Here is an 18,564-nt window from a genome sequence, read left to right as displayed (position 1 = left end):
ATCTACATGATTGCAGGGAAGCTTGACTTTAGCTTACCCACTTGAAATAGCGAAGAGCCCAGTTTCAATACAGCCAGACTGAAAGAGTTTGATGCTGTGCCATGCATCTCTTTTACTGATCTTAAAACCACCTTTCTTGCCTCTCCGGAGTTTAACCAGCAACTCTTTGCTGTTATGCTCACCATCCCCTGGAGTGCCGGTTCACCGAGAAAAATGACGATCAGAACGGCCGATATCCTTGCTCCGGATCGCTCCGTTTCATTTATCGGTATCGAAGCTTCAGCCGACTATGATTTTAACTCGGATGTCAATCGTAATCTGCAGATCGCAAGCGGAGGACGGCTCTTGAACGGAGTCTGGAATGTCACTGCCGCGACCGAAAGAGGATCGGCATTTACCCCTTCACGCTACCATTGGACTACCTTCAACAATAAACTTGCTCTTCGGATTGGTACCGGGTATACCGGAAGTTATTCGCTGATCGGATCTACAAACATGACCGGTTTGCAGATTGGCTGGAATAACCATTCGATTATGCGCCAGCTTGATGCCGGGCAGGATAATGCAAGCGAGCTGTTTTTAAACATTGATGCCAGCCAGTTACGGACTATTGAAGGCAACGGCCCACCCGCCAGTATCGCGGAACTGCGCTTTGACGGCGAGGTTTTTCAGCGCCAGCGCATCGGTCTGGACGGCAAGTTCTTTTTCGAGAACGTCAGGATGTCTACAGACCTCCGTAAAACAGAGGTGTATATTTACCTTCGTTCCATCAATGAAAAACCCGTAAAGGTCATTGATTTCAGCCAGTCAGTTGCAGGAAGGGCTCTGCCGCAGGGCGAACTGCTGATTCGTGGCGGTGTCGGAAAAACCGGTAACCTGCTCATCCAGCAGGAGCGACTTAACAATGCAGATGCAGCTTTCGGCAATGTACTCTATAGCCTGCACAGCAGAATCACCCTTGAAGCTGCAATGCAGTTGAACCCGTCAGCTCAGTCATCGGATCTGCTTCTCGGAACCATACTCTCTTCCGGTGCAAACTGGAATGCCGCACTCTACGGAGCGCGATCCAATGAACGCGGAGCTGCCGATTTTCGGCTTGAAGGCCACTATACGAACTGGACGGCGGCTTACTGGGGAACCATGCGCCAGGATCGTTTCGCCTATGATTTTCAGGAAAGAGATATCAATCATCTGTTCCGCTGGGGAGCATCTCCCTTCCGGCAGTTGGGGGTGCAGATTATTGCGCACTACGAAAAACTGGGGGATCGCTGGCCTGCCCATTATGTTCTGCCTGCAATCAGCCTCTATCCTTTTTCCCGTCTTACACTCAGCGCAACTCCTGATGATTTTGAGAACTACCGTTATGAGGCCGGCATCCGGATAGGTGACTACAATACCCTGCGTACGATCTATCAGAATGATATTGTCTCTCTCGATTATCAGCGCAATTTCAGTAATCACTTCAACGTTCGCCTGTTAAACGATTATCACCGTATCTATAAAACAAATATCACCAATCTGTTATTCAACTGGTACCCAAAAGAGAATACCAATGATCTGATCGAGACGGCTATTTCCCGCTCAGCAACTTCGTTCGGTGTTGCCGGATAATGGACCCGTTATATCAATACCGGACTCCGGGTTGCCCTGCAATACACCTATCAGATGAAAACCGTCGCCAATATTACCATGGGCGATGTGAATGCCAATGTTATTATGCCCGAGACACAGAAAAATGTTGCACTCTCGTTGTCATGGGATCTTGGTTGGTCGAACCGGGGGCTCTTTCCCATCAATCGCAATGCTGTTACCCTTACCAGAGGAGCTATTGCCGGCTCCCTTGATATCGGCAATGAGACAAAACTCTCCGCTTCCGACATCAATAATATCAGCATACTGCTCAATGGCCGTCAGATGCAGCAGCAGCAGATTGATGGATCATTTTTTATCGGAAGCCTGAAGCCCGGTATCTATAATGTTGCCGTTGATCCTGAAAAACTGCCTATTGAGCTGGCGGTTGATCAGAAAGAGCGGAAAGTGGAAGTTAAAAGCGGAGCGGTTACGGCGCTCACTATTCCGGTGTATGCGGAGTTCGGTGTTGCAGGATTTGTCGGTGACTCCTCCGGCAACGGTATTGCCAATGTTCTGCTCGAAGTATCCGACAAGGAGGGCATATCTTCTGTCAAGACCTTTACCAACGAGTTCGGTTACTATCGTGCCGATACCCTTCGCAGCGGAACATACCGCATCACTCCGGTATCGGTCGGAAATCGCCCGATTGCAAATCCCCGTCCGGTTGCTATAACGATACAGGATGATTTCCTTTTTGATGTCAATATGACTATTGTTGTTCCTCCCCTTCCGCCGGTAGTGGTTCCCGCCGGTGAACCTGCACCCTGAGCGTGGTGGAACGGGTAACAAGTAGTATACTGCAGGGCACTGCTTTTGGTTGTCGGGAGAGATTTGATTGAGCGGCTGGCGGAGAGAAAAAACCGGAATGTATCCCGATCCCGACGTTGTCGGGAACAAACGAAGCAATCGAATTGCGGAATAAATTAATAGAAGTGCCTTTTAGTTAACGTTTCAAGCCTCATTTATGTCTTTGTTCAACAAACTATTCGGAGAGAAATCATATCCTTCACCCGACATCAAAATCGGCGCGCAATATGGTGGCGGGATTATCTTTTTTATCGACCAGACAGGAGTGCACGGTTTGATAGCTGCAAAATCCGATATGGAGGGTTCCTCTCCGGGTATAGCCGCCATGAAAGGGTTGTCTGAAGGGTTGTTCAACTGGCCGGACGCAGTGGAGGCATGCAGAAAATCGGAAACCGGCGGTTTTCGTGACTGGATTCTGCCAGACAAGGAGCAGTTGAACCAGCTCTTTATGCATAAACGGGTGGTCGGTGGTTTTGTGCAGGATTCCGCCACCTACTGGAGCTCCTCGGAGAGCCTTGACGGAGGAGGCTGGATTAAAGCCGGAATCTGGATAAAGGATTTCAGCCGTTTCGGCAACCAGAGCGCCGAACCGAAGGATGCCTACAACCGTGTCCGCGCCATCCGGGCGTTTTGACGGAAGAGAAATTTTTGATTCGGGATGTAATGGGTTTGAGGATGGTTCCGGAAAGACAGAGTCAAAGAATCGAAGAAATATAAGATCCAGTAATTGTCAAACACAGGCCCTGATTTTGCCGGTGATCTTTCTTGATACTGCCTATGAGAATGTTTGGTGTTATTGAATTTTCATCACCACTGTGGTGTGCAGGAACTACTTGATATGTTTTCTCCAATTGTTGTTGATGATTCTCATAAACTGACATACCCTTCAGAGTCCCCAATATAGATATGGTCAAGGGTTTCGGTTTTCAGTAGCTTTCTGTTCTGCTGTGTAGCCGCCATGAGATAGATTCAGCATGAACCGCCAGGCGGGCAGGACGTTGATGGTTCCTGCTTTGACCTGAATCTGCTCATCATCCCTTCGAGTTACGATTATCCCTTCCGTCAGCTTCAGTTCGGCCATAGCTTCGGATAGTGCGGTGATCTCCCGTTTACGGGTTTGTGATTCAGCCAACGACTCAGAGACCTGTACCAGTATGCGGGAACGATTCTGCTGCTGGACGATAAAATCTACCCCCCGTCCGGCCTTTGTTTTATAGTACCAGATATCAGGAGTGATCCTGCGAAGTGCTATAAATACGAGGTTTTCCAGCAAGTGTCCTGAATTGACAAGAATGCCCGAGCTTACCGAGGTTACCAGAGCGTGATCGATGCAGTAGATTTTTTTTGGGTTGGTGTTGGATCGAGCCAGCGAAGCATCGAAAATGCGTACCGAAAAAAAAATATAGGCATCCTCAAACCACTCCAGATAGTCAGCAACAGCGGTTTTCGGCACCTTGTGCCAAAGCGATTTGAGATATCCGGTGAGATTATTGATCGAATAGAGTGATGCGGTGTTGTCTGCAAGCCAGTGGGCCAGATCCTTGATTGCTTTCGGGTGGGCTATGTCGTGACGCTCGATGAGATCACGGAACAGCATGGCATTGAAATACTCCTGATGGGTTTTTATCTGTAACATCCGGTTGAGTCCTGCTACTTCGGGAAAGCCCCCTGTGTGCCAATACTCTTCAAAGGCCTTTTGTATCTTCAGGCGGTTTTTGGTTGAGAGGGATTCCGGGGTTTCGATTCCTTTGAAATCAAGGAATTCCTGAAATGAAAAAGGGAACATCTCCCAAGAAAGAGCCCGGCCACGCATTTGGGTTGCTATCTCCCTTGAGAGCATCTGTGCGGAAGAACCGGTGATGTAGATTTCACACTTTTCAGTACGCATCATCCGGTCAATGAATTTTTCCCAGTCGGGAATGACCTGTATTTCATCGAAAAAGCAGTACACTTTTTCCGTGCTTTTTTTATTCGGATAAAGCGAATAATAGACCTCTGTAATGATACCAAGAGTTTCGTGTTGCAGGCTGTGCAGCCTGTCATCGAAAAAGTTCAGATAGAGGATATTCTGCCGGGGTGTTCCTGCAACAAGCAGCCGCTTGATGATCTGGAACATGAAGGTTGATTTTCCGCTTCTGCGTACTCCTATGCAGACCGTAGCTTTACCATCAACAGGGGTAATCTCGACTTTACGCAGTACGCCAGTCGGGAGGTCAAGCTCCTGAAAATCGAGGATAATCTCTTTCAGTATTTCCTTCATAATTGCTTATCCGGTATTTATTCTTACCGGTTAATATAACAAACCGGTAAGAATAAATACCAGTTAGCGCTTTATCCGGTATTTATTCTTACCGGTTTCGGGCTTATCCTGCCCATTGCAGGAAATCTATTTTCCGATGCAGAACTGATCAAAAATTTTGTTGAGTATCTCCTCGTTGATAACCTTGCCGGTGATCTCGCCGACGTAGTCGAGGGCTGAGCGGAGTTCAAAGGCGATGAGTTCGGTTTCGGAGTTGCTGTTGATCAACATCCGGGCGTTTTCGAGGGCATCGGAGGCGTTGCGAAGGGCTTCATAGTGGCGAAGGCTGGTGACGAGCACGCTTGCTTCATGCAGCTTGTCGAGCCCAACAACCATAGAACTCATCAGCTCTTTAAGTGTCTCAAGCCCTTCACCCTTTGCCGCCGAAATTCCGCATACCGCACAACCGGTTGCTTTACGCAGCTCTTGAATCCTCTCCGGACTTTCCGATGTCAGGTCAATTTTGTTGGCCGCAACAATCATCCTTGCATTTCGGTACTCGCTTTTGAATTCAAGGATTCGGGCAACCTCATCCGCATAGTCATCAAGCGTGAGGTCAAGGATGTATACGATAAGGTCGGCTTCGGCAATTTTTCGATAGCTCCGCTTCACCCCTTCGTGCTCGACCGCCTCCTCGGCTTCGCGCAGACCCGCAGTATCGGTGAGGCGGAACATGGTTTTGTTATAGAGAAAGCACTCCTCAATGTAGTCGCGGGTCGTACCCGGCATGTGGCTGACAATCGAGCGCTCCAGGCCGAGCAGGGTGTTGAGGAGGGTTGATTTACCGGCATTCGGTCTGCCTGCAATGACGGTTGCAACCCCCTCCTTCATGATCCTGCCATGCTGGTAGGAGTCGACAAGACGACGCAGCTCCTCCTGCAACACTCCCAGCTGCTGCTGAAGCTCTCTGCGGCTCTGGAACTCCACATCCTCCTCGCTGAAATCCAGCTCAAGCTCAAGCAGTGCGCAGGAGCGAAGAAGCTGCTCGCGCATGGCCTCAAGACGGAGTGAAAGTGTCCCCTGCATCTGGGTCACCGCCGTGCGGAAGGCTGACTCGGAGCGGGCATGGATCATCTCGCCGATGGCTTCAGCCTGGAGGAGATCAATGCGGCCGTTGAGGAAGGCGCGGCGGGTAAACTCTCCGGGTTCAGCCAGGCGGCACCCCTCATCGAGCAGCACTTTCAGAATGTGCTGAACAACAACCGGCCCTCCGTGGCAGGTAAACTCCACCATATCCTCCATGGTAAAGGAGTTTGGGGCGCGCAGGACGAGTGCTACCACTTCATCAATCAGCCCCTCAGAGTCATGCACGGAGCCGAAATGGGCCGTATATCCCTTTGCTTCTGCAAATCGGAATGCGGGGTTCTGCTTTTTTTTGAAAATACGCCCGGCGATCCCGAAAACTCCCCTCCCGCTTATACGCACAACCGCCAGCGCTCCGACACCAACCGGCGTTGCAACTGCGGCTATCGGCATGCCTGGTTGAGGCAGAGAGGCGGAGCGGGTGGTCATGGCTGCTGGTTTTTGAGGTTGAGTGTACGTTCTGGAAGTATAAGGATTAGAGGCAAGAAATTGTAACTTTAGGGCATCGTTGTAACGCTGTTTCGTCCCGATACTGTAGAGCGATACCCTTGGCAGTTTGAAGGGAAACAAAATCAAAAGAGACCATGCAGGAGAACAGACCGATTGAGCAGTTGAAAGCGGCTATTACCGCAAAGAGAGAGCGTACGCTTCAGGAGCAGTTTGAACGGGTGGTCAGCCTGGTAAAGGTGCTTCGCCAGGAGTGCCCATGGGACAGAAAACAGACCTCGCACTCTCTTGCCCATCTGCTGCTTGAGGAGAGCTATGAGCTGGTACATGCTATCGACGAGGGGGATGAGAGTGAACTTAAAAAAGAGATAGGCGACCTCTTTCTTCACCTCTGTTTTCAGGTGGAACTCGCCGGTGAGCGCGGAACCTTCTCGTTTGGAGATGTTTTTGATGCGCTCTCTCACAAGCTCATAAGCCGTCATCCGCATGTGTTTGGTGACGTTGTAGCCGAGAGCGAACGGGAGGTTGTGAAAAACTGGGAAAGCCTTAAAATGCAGGAGGGTCGTCAAAGTCTGCTTGAGGGTGTGCCGAACACCATGTCGGAACTGCTGCGGGCATACCGGGTGCAGAAAAAGGTCTCCGGAGTCGGTTTCGACTGGCCAAGTGATGACGGGGTGCTCGACAAGCTTGCTGAAGAGATCAGTGAACTGAAACATGCGGCAGGCAAGGCTGAACAGGAGGAGGAGTTTGGCGACCTGCTCTTCACTATTGTCAACTACAGCCGTTTTCTTGGCGCCAATCCTGAAGATGCGCTCAGAAAAGCCACAAACAAGTTCATGGCCAGGTTTCGCGCTGTTGAAGAGAAGGTGCACTCTTCGGAGCGCGACTGGAAGGAGTTCAGCCCCGAAGAGCTTGATGCCTTGTGGCAGGAGGTAAAACGGTGTTAGGGCGTTTTTTAAGCGTAAATTAAGTTATCGTTAAGGCTTCTTTAATTGTTTATTCACTACAATTAAAAAGGGTTAGCTGATGAGCTGCTGATCCTGCCGGTACCGTAAGCGCCTTGATGATAGTGATTTTGGCTGGTGATGATAGAGATGCGTCGATGACTGCTGTTGCCTTGATGACCTGATAATAACAACCAGATACTCCTCTTGATGTACCGGCATTGATTTTGTGTTCACCTTGCGTTGGCAGTTGTTTTTCCGGAAAGCAGTAATTATGTATTCTGTTGTTGTATTTTAACGCCTTTTTTTTCTGCACATGCAGGGAAAAAAGGTAGTTAACACCTTCAGCAATATTCTCCGGCAAGAGATCTTGCATGTAAACAGGTAATCAGCTTTTGGCTGCTGCGGGGGTTATCAATTTAGCAATAACAGTAACTGCTCTCTATGTGATGAAGTTGCATGCAAAGGTAAAATCCACCCGTTTGAGCAGTGTGCTTTTAGGTGCTGCGCTGGCATTGCCCTCAGGGCAGATGCTCTATGCTGATGCTCCGCCAGAGCGGGGAGTGGTCAGCATGAAATATTTGAATTATCAGGATAGTCAGTCCGGAGATTCAGCGCTTACAACAGGAGTGCAGAGGGATCGGATTGCGGTTAATGCTTTTACTGTGATGGCAACAGCTCCCATTGCCGGTAAATGGTCAATCGGAACATCGTTCATGGAGGATTCGGTTACGGGGGCATCTCCGGCCTACCACTCCTCGGGTTTTCCGGCCAATAACGCGGTATCGGGAGCATCCGGGGAGATTCGTTATGCCGGTGATCTCAATCTCACCCGGTACTTTTCACAGGGAACGCTTGGTGCTGCTCTCAGTTATTCGAAAGAGTCCGATTATATCTCCCGCAGCGCCTCTTTGCAGGGGAGCTGGTCGACAGAGGACAAAAATACAACGGTTACTCTCGGTGGAAGTTTTACCGACGATACCATAAAGCTCAATGCTCCGAATGTTGTGGCGGTGAAAAAGCAGGACCGGAATGAAGGGAAGCAGATTGTAGCGGGCCTGTTGGGTGTTACAAGAGTGTTATCGAAGCGTGATATTGTGCAGCTCAATCTTGGCTACTCAAACGGAAACGGCTATTACACCGATCCCTACAAGGATCCGGACCAGAGACCGGGGGATCGCAATAACATGACCCTTTTGACCCGGTGGAACCACCATTTCGATGGCAGCGACGGTACCATCAGGCTCTCCTGGCGTTATTACACTGACTCTTTCGGTATTCGGGCGCATACGCTTGGGGGTGAATATGTACAGCCGCTGCATCATGGCTGGACAATAACACCGCTGCTTCGACTCTATACACAGTCCGGGGCTGATTTTTATGTGGCAGCCGGCCCGGCAGAGCAGGCAAATCCGTCAACAGCCACACCGCCTCCTGCCGGTGCACTCTTTTATACGGAAGATCAGCGGCTTTCGGCTTTTGGCGCTGTTACGGCCGGGGTGAAGATAAGCAAGCAGTTGAGCCGTGACTGGCTGGTTGATTTCAAGTTCGAAAAGTATGAACAGCGTCAACAGTGGGCTCTTTTTGGTAACGGCGATCCGGGAGTGACGGCTTTCCATGCCAGAAGTGTTCAGGCCGGAGTTTCACGGCAGTTCTGAGTAAAATGCAGCAAACAGTATGAATTTCAGATGTACATGGCGGTTGTGAACCTGCCCGGTCGGGGAGTTTGACACCCGGTTGTTCTACAAAAAAAGCAGTTATGAATATTTTTCGTTTTCGCTTTCAGGCAATGAAGAGTAATTGTGAAGTCGTTCTTGTTGCCGAAAGCAAGGATAAAGGACAGGCAATAGCCGCACATGCAATCGCGGAGGTTTCAAGAATTGAGCGTATCTACTCCCGATACCGGCCGGAGAGCATTGTTTCGCGCATCAATGCTGCCGCCGGCCAGAATTCCGTTTCCTGTGACAGCGAGACCATAACGCTTTTGCAGTATGCAGATAAGCTCTATGAAACCAGTTCAGGGTTATTTGATATCACGTCAGGGGTGTTGCGCAAGGCCTGGAATTTCAGTGAGGCCGCACTGCCTTCGCCGGAAACCCTTTCATCGCTGCTTCCCCTTATCGACTGGAAGCGTGTGGAGCAGAAGGATGACCGGGTGCACCTGCCGGTAGCGGGAATGGAGCTTGATTTCGGCGGCTTCGGCAAAGAGTATGCCGCCGACAGAGCTGCGGCGGTTATTCACGGAAAAGGGGTAAGGTCCGGATACGTCAATCTGGCCGGTGATATACGGGTTATAGGCCCAAAGCCTGACGGTACGGCCTGGGTGATCGGTATTCAGGATCCGCGTCACCGAGAAAAAACGATTGCCTCTATCCCGCTCTTTTCCGGCGCACTTGCCACGAGCGGTGATTATGAGCGTTTTTTTGAAGCGGATGGAAAACGATACTGCCATATCATCCATCCCCGTACGGGATATCCGGTCACCTATTGGCGTTCGGTAACGGTTGTTGCTCCGTTAGCCATAACGGCGGGGAGTTACTCGACCATCGCAATGCTCAAGGAGGATGATGGATTGGCTTTTCTCAAGGATTCGGGAATGGACTATCTGGCAGTGGACAAGTTCGGCAGGATTTATCACAATACTTAACAGAGCAGATTTTATAATATTCACTAACGACTTTGACGCGATAACATTATGACGCATTATTATTTCAGGCGCGCGGCCGCTCTTTTTACTTTTTTGCTGGTACTCTGCGGTACTGTACGTGCTGCTTATGCGGCTGAGTTTCTTGATCCTGACCAGGCCTTCAAGCTCAGGGCCGAGCTGAGCAGCTCCAAAACGATTTTGCTGAATTGGGAGATAGCAAAAGGGTACAAGCTTTATCAGGACAAGGTGAAGGCGACGGCTGAAGGAGGGGGTGCGAAGCTTCAGAATCCCGTTATGCCGAAGGCAATATTGTATACCGACCCGACAACAAACGAAAAGCTTGCTATCTATCATGACAAGCTGTCGGTTACAACGCCTGTTGCAAAAGCGGACGGCATATTTACGCTCAATGTCGAGTATCAGGGGTGCGCCGAAGACGGCCTCTGCTATCCGCCTATAACCAAGAGCTTCACGGTTGATCCTTCAAAGCCCGGAGTACTGGCAGTAGCAGGTGAACAGCCGGTTGCCGATGCCGGATCAGTTACTCCTGCTGCAGACAGTGCAGCAGCGCCATCATCAGTTGCTTCGACGGAGGTAAAGCAGGCCGATAACGATCTCAATCTGGCGAAATCAACCCTTGCCGGAGGCAGTCTTTGGAAAATAGCCCTTGCATTCCTTGCGTTCGGGCTGCTGCTCTCCTTTACTCCCTGTGTGCTGCCCATGATCCCCATTCTCTCGTCGATTATTGTCGGTGAGGGAGAGGTTACCCGTCGTCGCAGTTTTTTAATGGCGCTGGCCTACTGTCTGGGAATGGCACTGGTTTATACCTCTCTTGGTGTTGCAGCCGGGCTTGCCGGTGAGGGACTTGCCGGGGCTTTGCAGAAGCCATGGGTACTGATGGTTTTTGCGCTTCTGCTTGTGACGCTCTCGCTCTCGATGTTTGATGTCTATCAGCTTCAGATGCCTGCTTCCATACAGAACAAGCTCAACAAAACTTCAGGAAATCTCAAGGGCGGTCGATTTGTCGGTGTGTTTTTGATGGGCTCCCTGTCGGCACTGATTGTCGGGCCCTGTGTTGCTGCGCCGCTTGCAGGAACGCTTGTCTATATCAGCCAGACGAAAGATGTGGTTATTGGCGGACTGGCTCTTTTTTCAATGGCCATGGGTATGAGTGTTCCGCTTCTGCTGGTCGGATTGTCTGCCGGAAGCCTGCTTCCCCGCGCCGGAGCATGGATGATCGGTGTGAAATATGTTTTCGGTCTTCTGCTGATTGCAGTTGCCATCTGGATGGTCTCTCCGGTGATTCCGGCTCAGGCGGTCATGATTGCATGGGGTGCGTTTACTATTCTTTGTGCGGTCTTTCTTGGAGTTTTCGATAAACATGCCGAAAAATCAACGATTGCCCAGAAGTTCGGCAAAGCCTTGGGTCTTGTACTCTTTATTATTGGCGTACTGGAGCTTGTTGGTGCGACTTCAGGCGGAACCGATGTCCTGAAACCGCTCTCAGGTTTTCACGCCTCTGCAGTTTCTGCTTTAGGTGATGAGAAGAGGGTCGCTTTCATACAGATCCGCTCTGCCGCAGAGCTTGATCAGGCCCTCCAGTCGGCAAAAAAGCCGGTCATGCTCGATTTTTATGCTGACTGGTGTGTTGCCTGCAAGGAGATGGATAAGTTTACCTTTCATAACCCTGACGTCATTTCGCAGTTCAACAATATGACACTGCTTCAGGTTGATGTTACCGCCAACAGTGCTGATGACCGTGAATTGATGAAGCGCTTCGGGTTGTTCGGTCCTCCCGGCATGATTTTTTTTGATACATCAGGCAAGGAGATTCCGGACAGCAGGGTTATCGGTTTTCTTGAAGCACCTGCTTTTTCCACTCATCTCAGCAAGATTGTGACAGGCAGCTGATCGCTTCCGGCTGAAAAGATTACCGGATTACAGCGCCAGGCGGTCACTCGCTACTCTGCTCTATCCCCTTTTCGCCCTGTTTCCGCCCCCGGACGGAAACAGGGCGAGCTGTTTTCAGCCGTACAGCCCGTTCGTCCGGCTGGTTGTTTGAACAGTTCTGCTTATCTTTTCTGGTCATGGGTACGTTACTTCCTGCAGTGACAGGCAATCTAAATGCGGCGGCATGTCTTTTTATACGGAATTTGCACCGTTTTACCCTCAGATTTTCCCATTCAGAGAGGAGGTTTATAGCTTCCTCCGGGAATATGCAGGCGAAACCGGAAGCAAACTGCTTGATGCCGGTTGCGGTCCCGGTTTCTATTGCGGCAGGTTTGCTCTTGATGGTTACCATGCTTCGGGGGTTGATCTTGATGCAGGGATGATTGCTGCAGCAAAGGAGCGTTTTCCGCTTGCAGCATTCCACTGTATGGATATGACCGCCATAGAGCGCTTTCCCTCATCCTTTCAGATGATTTACTCAATCGGTAATGTGCTGGCTCATCTCTCCGGAGGGCAGCTGTTACTTTATTTTGCTGCTTTGTATGAGAAACTTGCGGAGGGAGGGTTCTGGGTTTTTCAGGTTGTGAACTGGGACTATTTTCTGACTCTGCAGGAGTATACCTTTCCGGTAAAAAGCATCGCAACCGGCTCGATGGAGTTTCATCGCCGATATAGCCGTATCTCGCCGGAACAGGTAACTTTTGAGGTGAAGATGATCTCCGGGGGGAAAACGATTTTTCATGAAGCGTCCCCGCTCTATCCGCTTTGCGAGGAGGCCTTTTTAAGCCGGCTTACTGAAGCGGGGTTTTCGGTTGAGGGGGTGTATGGCGGTTATGATCGTCAGCCGTTTATAAAGAGCCGGAGTTCAGCTCTTGTGATGGTTTGCAGAAAGTAATGGCTCCCGGAAGCAGGGAGGAGACTCCTCAGTTCCAGGCTTCAATGCGTACATTGGCGGTTCCATTGCCGAAAAGCCCGATCTCTCTGGCAGCGGCAGGAGAAACATCTATAATTCGCCCCTTTAAATGAGGTCCCCGGTCGTTGATGCGAACAACGACCTGTTTTCCGTTATCAAGATTGATCACCCTGACGCTGGTTCCAAAAGGAAGTGAGCGGTGAGCAGCCGTGAAGTGGTTACAGTTAAAGGATTCACCGCTTGCTGTTTTTCTGCCCTGAAACTTTCTGTTGTAGTAGGAGGCGGTCCCTTCGGCAGTCAAAGCGCGCTCAGGAATAAGGGTGGTTACACCACGGTTATCCTGCGGGAACGAAGAGCTGTTTTCAAGGGGAAGTTCAGATGCTTCTGCTGCATGGAGTGGTGCGGTTTTCCATGCAGGGCAGCAGATAAGGGTCATAATCAGGAGAAAAGGGAGCCGGAGCATAGATCGTCTGGTTTTCGTCATAATGCCACAAGGTTATGAGCGTTTTTAAACGTTTTCTCTTTCGCCTCAATTCAGTCAGAGCCGTCTTGTTCCGATAGTAAACATGAAAAGGCCATCCGGCCTTTTCATGTTTACTATACAAAAACCGTTACTAACCTCCGAGCGCATCCGGTTTAAACCGGGATGAGGAGGCGGGTGTCAGGAAGCTGATGATCTGCGGTTGGAGGAACCAATAGTTTCCAGTTTAACCTGGGCGGTTCCTGTTTTCAGTATGCCAAGCTCCTTTGCTGCGCCGATAGAGAGGTCGATAATCCTCCCTTTGACAAATGGGCCTCGATCATTGATCCGAACAACAACGTCTTTGCCTGTTCGCATATTGGTTACTCTTACCCATGTGCCGAAAGGCAGTGATGGATGGGCAGCGGTCAGCTTGTTTATATTGAAGGTCTCGCCATTTGCCGTTGTACGGCCATGAAACTGATTGGCGTAGAAGGAGGCTTTCCCCTCACCAACAAGAGTGTTTGTGCGTGATTCTTTATTCAGTGGTGAACTGCTCTGCTGCGCTGCTTCTGCAGAGCTGTAGAAAGGATTATATCGTTCGGTTATTCCGGAGAAAATCGAACCGCTCGTATTGACCGAAAGAGTGGCCAACATCAGAGCTATTACAAATGATAGATTGATAACTTGTTTTTCATGCTTCATAAACTCGGGGTTTGGTTGCCCGTCATCGTGACGGAATCCAGGGAGTGATGATTCGAAATGAATAAAAATCGATAATCCATTCAGTTCCCCGGCACCTCTTAATATACAGAAATAAAATTATAATAAGCAATTATTACGCAAACCCTTTTAAATACAGGGGTTTAGAGCCATTTTGAGGGATAATTCGAATTGTAATGGCTATAATTCATCCTTCGAATGAGCTCTTGCTGTTTTCGGGATACCCGGCAGTAAATCCTCATTTTATTCTTTATTGTGGATAATATTCATTCCGGGTGAGTCGGCTGCGGTTGTGTTTTTTTTACACACGCGTTCCGGGGGTTGTTTCCGGATTCTGAAAGGATGGTGATCAATGCTCTGCTGCAGATCGCTGTCCGGTCAGCTGTATTGTTCGATTGAGCAACTATTGTCTATATTGAGCACTCGATATTTTGTTCTGTAATGGTATGGTAACGGTGTGCAACAGAGCGGCCTGTTCTCCTCTTCCATGGGTGTGGCGGCAGTCGCAATCCTTTGTGTTTTAGGATTAATTGGCTTTATTGTTGTTTTTATCAGGCATGAGGTCTGATGGATATTATTTTTTTTGTGAAGATAATCATGTCAATAATGTCTGAAGAGTCAGGTTCCCATTCTCATTCAGAACCTTCCGGCTTTAAACGGCTTGCAGGCCTCTCTCTTGCTGCTCTCGGTGTGGTATTCGGTGATATCGGAACCAGTCCCCTCTATGCTGTTCGTGAGTGTTTCCATGGCGATTATGGTATCCCTGTTACAGAAGGCAATGTTCTCGGCGTGCTCTCCCTGCTTGTCTGGTCGCTCTTGCTGATTGTCAGTCTGAAATATCTGACCTTTATCATGAAGGCGGATAATGACGGTGAGGGCGGTATTCTGGCTCTTACGGCACTGATCATTACCCAGAGCAAGAAAATCGGTCGTGAACGCTGGTTTCTGGTGGCGATCGGTCTTTTCGGTGCTGCACTGCTCTATGGTGACGGTATGATTACGCCGGCCATATCGGTTCTCAGTGCCGTTGAAGGTGTTCAGATTATTGCGCCGGCATTCAAGGATCTGGTTATTCCTGTCACCATTGCGGTGCTTGCTCTCCTTTTTTTCTTCCAGCATCACGGCACAGCAAGGGTCGGAGCCCTTTTCGGTCCGATTATCTTTGTCTGGTTTGCGGTTATCGGAGTGCTCGGCCTTGTGGAAATTATTCGTTACCCCCAGATTCTGCAGGCAATCCTGCCCTGGTACGGTATCTCTTTTATATTAGGTAATCATCTCCAGGGCTTTATGGTGCTCGGCGCGGTTTTCCTCTCGGTTACGGGTGCAGAAGCACTCTATGCTGATATGGGCCATTTTGGGCGGCGCCCCATCCGGATGACCTGGGTAGTGCTGGTGCTTCCGGCTTTGCTGCTTAACTATTTCGGCCAGGGAGCGCTGCTTCTGGAATTTCCGCAGGAGTCCCATCATCCCTTTTACGAGCTTGTACCGGAGTGGGCAATGATTCCTATGGTTATACTGGCAACATCTGCAACGATTATTGCCTCACAGGCCCTGATCACCGGAGTCTTCTCCTTGACCCAGCAGGCCATCCAGCTTGGTTATCTTCCCCGCCTCACGGTGACGCATACCTCCGCCAAGCATATGGGACAAATTTATGTTCCGGCAGCGAACTGGTCGCTGATGATTGCAACCATCAGTCTGGTTGCCGGTTTCGGGTCATCAAGCAAGCTTGCCGCGGCTTATGGCGTTGCTGTTACGGCCACCATGCTGATCTCCACCATTCTGTTTTACTATGTTGCCCGTGATCTCTGGAAGTGGAACAATGTGGCGCTCACGATTATGATCAGCTGTTTTGCTGTGATCGATATCTCATTTTTCGGGGCAAGTATGACCAAGCTTTTTCATGGAGCCTGGTTCCCTCTTGTGATCGGCCTGGTTGTCTTTACCATTATGCTGACCTGGAAACAGGGGCGTACGCTTCTTTTGCAGCAGTTGCAGGACCGTACCCTTACGGTTGAAGAGTTCATGCAGAGTCTGGCGCTGCAGCAGCCTCAGCGGGTAACCGGGCAGGCGGTCTATCTGACGGCCAATCCGGATGTAATACCAATTGCCATGCTCCACAACCTTCGTCATAACAAGGTACTGCATTCGGAGGTGGCACTTTTTCATTTCAGTACAGAGCGGGTGCCGAGGGTGCCGAACAGCCGCAAGGTTGAGGTGGTCAAGCTGGGCGATGGGTTTTTCAAGGTTGTTGCCCGCTTCGGTTTTCTTGAGTATCCCAATATTCGCCAGGTCATAGCTCTGGCCAATCATCAGGGGCTGCATTTCAAGCCTGCTGCCATCAGCTTTTTTCTCAGTCGGGAGAAAATTGTTGCCGGCCTGAAGACGAAGATGATTTTATGGCGGAAAAAGCTTTTTGCCCTGATGGCCCGAAATGCACTCAGTGCTACAGCGTACTACGACTTGCCATCGGGTCAGGTTATTGAGATAGGTCTTCTGGTGCAGATCTGAATATCGTTGTTGTCTTCCGGCAGACCGGGATCGGGTGTTACCCGACATCCCTATCCCTCTCTGTCGTGACTCCGGTTTTGTGCTCCACCGTCTTGCCCCTTCAAAGCCCTCACAACACAATAGACCGGGGACTACTGTCAGAAGAGAAGATCGTTGAACGGTAGTTGTGACGGCGTTTTTTTATGGAAGAGCCTTCCAAGAACGCTATTATGAGGGAATAGTACATACTGATTGAATTATGATGGATGTTGTCCACAATATTTTAGATAATCCACTGTCGTCACTGCTTGTTATCGGCAATCTGATCATCATTGAAAGTCTGCTCTCGGTTGATAATGCAGCGGTACTTGCGACAATGGTTATGGACCTCCCTGAAAAAAAACGGGCGACTGCACTTCGATACGGCATTCTCGGGGCTTATGCCTTCAGAGGGATCTGCCTTTTTTTTGCAGCGGTTCTGGTTCAGATATGGTGGCTGAAGCCATTGGGAGGACTCTACCTGCTCTATCTTTTCTGGGACTGGATGAAAGGTCGATCAACTCCGCAAAAAAGCGACGACTATTTTCAGAAAGAGGATAACTGGCTGTATAAATGGACATCAGGATCGCTTGGAACATTCTGGTCTACGGTGCTGCTTATCGAAATGATGGATCTGGCTTTTTCCATAGATAATATTTTTGCCGCTGTTGCCTTTACAGACAACATCGTTCTGATCTGGACCGGCGTGTTTATCGGTATTCTCGCCATGCGGTTTGTTGCCCAGGGCTTTGTCCGGTTGATGGAGAAGTATCCCTTTCTTGAGACCTCAGCGTTTGTCGTCATTGGCCTGCTTGGTCTCAAGCTCACCCTCTCTGCCGTGGAGCATTTTTATCCGGAAACGGTTTTTGTTCGATTTCTTGAAGGCCATGCCGGGGATATGATCACTTCCGGGGTCACGGTTGCTGTCTTTGTTGTTCCCCTGCTGACCAGTCAGCTGTTCAACTATCCGGCAAAAGATCGTTAAGGTATAAACACCTGAAGAAGAGTGCGATCACGGTTTTTCTTTAGTATATCTTTTTTTATAAGATGTATATTTGACATCGGACGGTATACTCGGTTGTTTGCTGCGGAAACGGGGCGGCATCTCTGCCTTCCTGATACTTTATTTGCCTGTTCTCTTTGATCTCTCCATACTCGTTGCTGTACAGGGATGTTCATGTATGGCAGGCACTTTTCAATACACTCCTTTATTTGATGTTATGGGTTCATCTACGGGATTCAGTCAAAGACTCAGAGAGTACGTTCTGAAAAAACACGGTTCAGTCAACGCATTCTGTCGTGCTACCGGCATTAAATATCCGGCTCAGATGACTCCCTATCTTTCAGGCAAATGCATGCCCGGAAAGAAAATGATTGCGCGGCTTGAAAAGGATGGCGCGGATATAGAGTGGCTGCTCAGCGGTCATGTTCCCAGCACCACCCCCTCTTCGCTGAGTAATACGATGGCGTTGTCCCGGTACCTTATGGACATTGAAAACCTTTTCAGGAAGGTTCGGCTGCAGATTGCCGGAAGTGCTGATGTGAGCAAACCGGAGATCGATGCCTATGCAATTGTTGATCAGGATGAACGTATCGTTGATCTGACAGGATCGATTGAGAGGTTTTTGGGATATGAAAAAGGGGCTTTGTCCGGAGCTGAATTATCCGAATTGATCCATCCTGAAGATTATCTCACGGTACAGAGTGTTTTGCAGCAGCAGCGGCTTGATGATGATATTGTCTCGTTTGCTTCGAGATTCAAAACAAGTGATGGCAGTTTTATTCCTGTTGAGCTATGCCTGTATATAAAAAAGATACCAATGTCAGAGCAGGCTGAATATTCTATGATTTTAAAGCGCAGAGAGAGTTAGCCGCTCATTCTTGACTGCTTTCCTCTTCTTTTCTGCAGTTACGCTTCATGCCGTTGTTTCACCGGAAGAACCCGCTCTTTTTTATATGGTGATCAATCGGCTCTTTTTTTCTGAAATATATTGTCTTGTTTCAAGTCTGTAATGCTATTACCGTAATACGGTTTTTTCTCCCGATTTTATTTCTATAAATTATATGTTTTATCACTGGTGTCCAACTGTTGAAAAAATAAATCCCTGTAGGTTATGATAATAAAATAGA

Annotated in this window: 17 protein-coding genes; 11 read left to right on the top strand and 6 right to left on the bottom strand. The window is 49.4% G+C overall.

Annotated elements, in window-relative coordinates:
• Positions 1–96: 96 nt before the first annotated feature.
• The 3 genes from BOO20_RS00510 (at position 97) to BOO20_RS00500 (ending at position 3,073) form a co-directional block, all read left to right on the top strand.
• A complete protein-coding gene (locus tag BOO20_RS00510; protein WP_076789215.1) occupies positions 97–1,611 on the top strand; it encodes a hypothetical protein in 1,515 nt (504 codons plus the stop codon).
• A 54-nt stretch (positions 1,612–1,665) separates the two neighbouring features.
• A complete protein-coding gene (locus BOO20_RS00505) occupies positions 1,666–2,400 on the top strand; it encodes a carboxypeptidase-like regulatory domain-containing protein (protein ID WP_076789212.1) in 735 nt (244 codons plus the stop codon).
• 196 nt (positions 2,401–2,596) lie between these two features.
• Complete coding sequence (locus BOO20_RS00500) at positions 2,597–3,073, top strand: DUF1566 domain-containing protein (RefSeq protein WP_076789209.1); 477 nt, start codon at positions 2,597–2,599, stop codon at positions 3,071–3,073.
• Between the two features lie 276 nt (positions 3,074–3,349).
• On the opposite strand, the gene BOO20_RS00495 is transcribed toward BOO20_RS00500, so the two are convergent.
• The gene (locus BOO20_RS00495; protein WP_076789206.1) at positions 3,350–4,699 is read right to left on the bottom strand and encodes an ATP-binding protein; all 1,350 of its coding nucleotides are present in this window, start codon (positions 4,697–4,699) and stop codon (positions 3,350–3,352) included.
• Between the two features lie 126 nt (positions 4,700–4,825).
• A complete protein-coding gene (gene mnmE / locus BOO20_RS00490) occupies positions 4,826–6,250 on the bottom strand; it encodes a tRNA uridine-5-carboxymethylaminomethyl(34) synthesis GTPase MnmE (protein WP_076789203.1) in 1,425 nt (474 codons plus the stop codon).
• Between the two features lie 155 nt (positions 6,251–6,405).
• Between mnmE and mazG the strand changes: the two genes are divergently transcribed.
• A complete protein-coding gene (gene mazG / locus BOO20_RS00485) occupies positions 6,406–7,215 on the top strand; it encodes a nucleoside triphosphate pyrophosphohydrolase (protein WP_076789200.1) in 810 nt (269 codons plus the stop codon).
• A 49-nt stretch (positions 7,216–7,264) separates the two neighbouring features.
• Here the strand turns inward: mazG and BOO20_RS00480 are convergent, their stop codons facing one another.
• Positions 7,265–7,588 (bottom strand): hypothetical protein, encoded by a 324-nt coding sequence (locus tag BOO20_RS00480; RefSeq protein ID WP_076789197.1) that lies wholly within the window; start codon positions 7,586–7,588, stop codon positions 7,265–7,267.
• 73 nt (positions 7,589–7,661) lie between these two features.
• Here BOO20_RS00480 and BOO20_RS00475 point away from each other — a divergent pair, with 73 nt between their 5' ends.
• From BOO20_RS00475 to dsbD, 3 genes are all read left to right on the top strand, one after another.
• A complete protein-coding gene (locus tag BOO20_RS00475) occupies positions 7,662–8,870 on the top strand; it encodes a DUF3570 domain-containing protein (protein ID WP_076789220.1) in 1,209 nt (402 codons plus the stop codon).
• A 101-nt stretch (positions 8,871–8,971) separates the two neighbouring features.
• Entirely contained in the window at positions 8,972–9,859 is an 888-nt protein-coding gene (locus BOO20_RS00470; RefSeq protein ID WP_076789194.1) for an FAD:protein FMN transferase, read from the top strand.
• A 48-nt stretch (positions 9,860–9,907) separates the two neighbouring features.
• Entirely contained in the window at positions 9,908–11,770 is a 1,863-nt protein-coding gene (gene dsbD / locus BOO20_RS00465; protein WP_076789192.1) for a protein-disulfide reductase DsbD, read from the top strand.
• Between the two features lie 43 nt (positions 11,771–11,813).
• On the opposite strand, the gene BOO20_RS13210 is transcribed toward dsbD, so the two are convergent.
• On the bottom strand, positions 11,814–11,948 hold the full coding sequence (locus BOO20_RS13210) for a hypothetical protein (RefSeq protein ID WP_255372187.1): 135 nt from the start codon (positions 11,946–11,948) through the stop codon (positions 11,814–11,816).
• A 45-nt stretch (positions 11,949–11,993) separates the two neighbouring features.
• Between BOO20_RS13210 and BOO20_RS00460 the strand changes: the two genes are divergently transcribed.
• Entirely contained in the window at positions 11,994–12,704 is a 711-nt protein-coding gene (locus BOO20_RS00460; protein WP_076789190.1) for a bifunctional 2-polyprenyl-6-hydroxyphenol methylase/3-demethylubiquinol 3-O-methyltransferase UbiG, read from the top strand.
• 28 nt (positions 12,705–12,732) lie between these two features.
• Here BOO20_RS00460 and BOO20_RS00455 read toward each other — a convergent pair whose 3' ends face one another.
• Both BOO20_RS00455 and BOO20_RS00450 read right to left on the bottom strand, forming a co-directional pair.
• Positions 12,733–13,206 carry a septal ring lytic transglycosylase RlpA family protein gene (locus BOO20_RS00455; protein ID WP_076789188.1) on the bottom strand — a complete coding sequence of 158 codons (474 nt, stop codon included), beginning with the start codon at positions 13,204–13,206 and terminating at the stop codon, positions 12,733–12,735.
• Positions 13,207–13,383: 177 nt separating this feature from the next.
• The gene (locus BOO20_RS00450) at positions 13,384–13,887 is read right to left on the bottom strand and encodes a septal ring lytic transglycosylase RlpA family protein (RefSeq protein WP_076789185.1); all 504 of its coding nucleotides are present in this window, start codon (positions 13,885–13,887) and stop codon (positions 13,384–13,386) included.
• Positions 13,888–14,502: 615 nt separating this feature from the next.
• Between BOO20_RS00450 and BOO20_RS00445 the strand changes: the two genes are divergently transcribed.
• The 3 genes from BOO20_RS00445 to BOO20_RS00435 all read left to right on the top strand — a co-directional run bounded on the left by BOO20_RS00445 (position 14,503) and on the right by BOO20_RS00435 (position 18,305).
• Complete coding sequence (locus BOO20_RS00445; protein WP_076789217.1) at positions 14,503–16,416, top strand: potassium transporter Kup; 1,914 nt, start codon at positions 14,503–14,505, stop codon at positions 16,414–16,416.
• 238 nt (positions 16,417–16,654) lie between these two features.
• Positions 16,655–17,419 carry a TerC family protein gene (locus BOO20_RS00440; RefSeq protein WP_076789183.1) on the top strand — a complete coding sequence of 255 codons (765 nt, stop codon included), beginning with the start codon at positions 16,655–16,657 and terminating at the stop codon, positions 17,417–17,419.
• A gap of 196 nt (positions 17,420–17,615) precedes the next feature.
• Positions 17,616–18,305, top strand: a complete 690-nt coding sequence (locus BOO20_RS00435) for a PAS domain-containing protein (protein WP_083694459.1) — start codon at positions 17,616–17,618, stop codon at positions 18,303–18,305.
• Positions 18,306–18,564 lie beyond the last annotated feature (259 nt).

The sequence above is a fragment of the Chlorobium sp. KB01 genome (assembly GCF_001975465.1).
In the GTDB taxonomy this organism is placed as follows: Bacteria; Bacteroidota; Chlorobiia; order Chlorobiales; family Chlorobiaceae; genus Chlorobium.
Note: the sequence above shows the minus strand (reverse complement) of the source record. Positions and strands in the feature narration are given on the sequence as shown.

What these genes read in the sequence shown, in the direction of transcription:
- BOO20_RS00505 (WP_076789212.1), top strand. Translation starts at nt 1,666, where the DNA reads ATGAAAACCGTCGCCAATATTACCATGGGCGATGTGAATGCCAATGTT.
- BOO20_RS00500 (WP_076789209.1), top strand. Translation starts at nt 2,597, where the DNA reads ATGTCTTTGTTCAACAAACTATTCGGAGAGAAATCATATCCTTCACCC.
- BOO20_RS00495 (WP_076789206.1), bottom strand. Translation starts at nt 4,699, where the DNA reads ATGAAGGAAATACTGAAAGAGATTATCCTCGATTTTCAGGAGCTTGAC.
- mnmE (WP_076789203.1), bottom strand. Translation starts at nt 6,250, where the DNA reads ATGACCACCCGCTCCGCCTCTCTGCCTCAACCAGGCATGCCGATAGCC.
- mazG (WP_076789200.1), top strand. Translation starts at nt 6,406, where the DNA reads ATGCAGGAGAACAGACCGATTGAGCAGTTGAAAGCGGCTATTACCGCA.
- BOO20_RS00480 (WP_076789197.1), bottom strand. Translation starts at nt 7,588, where the DNA reads ATGCAAGATCTCTTGCCGGAGAATATTGCTGAAGGTGTTAACTACCTT.
- BOO20_RS00475 (WP_076789220.1), top strand. Translation starts at nt 7,662, where the DNA reads ATGAAGTTGCATGCAAAGGTAAAATCCACCCGTTTGAGCAGTGTGCTT.
- BOO20_RS00470 (WP_076789194.1), top strand. Translation starts at nt 8,972, where the DNA reads ATGAATATTTTTCGTTTTCGCTTTCAGGCAATGAAGAGTAATTGTGAA.
- dsbD (WP_076789192.1), top strand. Translation starts at nt 9,908, where the DNA reads ATGACGCATTATTATTTCAGGCGCGCGGCCGCTCTTTTTACTTTTTTG.
- BOO20_RS13210 (WP_255372187.1), bottom strand. Translation starts at nt 11,948, where the DNA reads ATGACCAGAAAAGATAAGCAGAACTGTTCAAACAACCAGCCGGACGAA.
- BOO20_RS00460 (WP_076789190.1), top strand. Translation starts at nt 11,994, where the DNA reads ATGTCTTTTTATACGGAATTTGCACCGTTTTACCCTCAGATTTTCCCA.
- BOO20_RS00455 (WP_076789188.1), bottom strand. Translation starts at nt 13,206, where the DNA reads ATGACGAAAACCAGACGATCTATGCTCCGGCTCCCTTTTCTCCTGATT.
- BOO20_RS00450 (WP_076789185.1), bottom strand. Translation starts at nt 13,887, where the DNA reads ATGAAGCATGAAAAACAAGTTATCAATCTATCATTTGTAATAGCTCTG.
- BOO20_RS00445 (WP_076789217.1), top strand. Translation starts at nt 14,503, where the DNA reads ATGTCAATAATGTCTGAAGAGTCAGGTTCCCATTCTCATTCAGAACCT.
- BOO20_RS00440 (WP_076789183.1), top strand. Translation starts at nt 16,655, where the DNA reads ATGATGGATGTTGTCCACAATATTTTAGATAATCCACTGTCGTCACTG.
- BOO20_RS00435 (WP_083694459.1), top strand. Translation starts at nt 17,616, where the DNA reads ATGGCAGGCACTTTTCAATACACTCCTTTATTTGATGTTATGGGTTCA.